The 512-nt window shown below is 41.2% G+C and carries 2 tRNA genes; both read right to left on the bottom strand.

Annotated features, from left to right (window positions below):
- Positions 1-281 precede the first annotated feature (281 nt).
- Positions 282-354 (bottom strand) — tRNA-Ala (locus tag OZJ21_RS09235).
- Positions 355-385: 31 nt separating this feature from the next.
- Positions 386-460: transfer RNA gene (locus tag OZJ21_RS09230), tRNA-Ile, on the bottom strand.
- Positions 461-512 lie beyond the last annotated feature (52 nt).

Here is a 512-nt window from a genome sequence, read left to right as displayed (position 1 = left end):
CGCAGGAGGCTATCGATGCGTACTGTTGGATATGTACGTTCAAGCAACAAGTCTGTAGATGAGTCAAATGCTTATCTACTTAAGGATAAGTTGTGATGAGGAGCGAAATTTAGTAGCGAAGTGAGAGACGTCACACTGCCAAGAAAAGCTTCTAGTTAGAGTTTAATCACCCGATTCTTGTTTTAAACTCTTTAAAACGCGGTGTTCTCGGTTTATTTTTAAGAAATAAATCAATATCTAGTTTTCAAAGAACAAAATCATTTGATAACTTTCGTTATCAATGGAGCCTAGCGGGATCGAACCGCTGACCTCCTGCGTGCAAAGCAGGCGCTCTCCCAGCTGAGCTAAGGCCCCATAAGAAAATTATGAAATTTTCATAAAAGAATGGGCCTAAATGGACTCGAACCATCGACCTCACGCTTATCAGGCGTGCGCTCTAAACCAGCTGAGCTATAGGCCCATAAGCCATTCTTTAACAGAGAGTAAATCTCTGGAAACTAAACAAAGTATTC

Source organism: Ligilactobacillus sp. UO.C109, assembly GCF_026847815.1.
Lineage (GTDB): Bacteria > Bacillota > Bacilli > Lactobacillales > Lactobacillaceae > Ligilactobacillus > Ligilactobacillus salivarius.
This window is presented reverse-complemented; position numbering and strand designations above follow the sequence as displayed.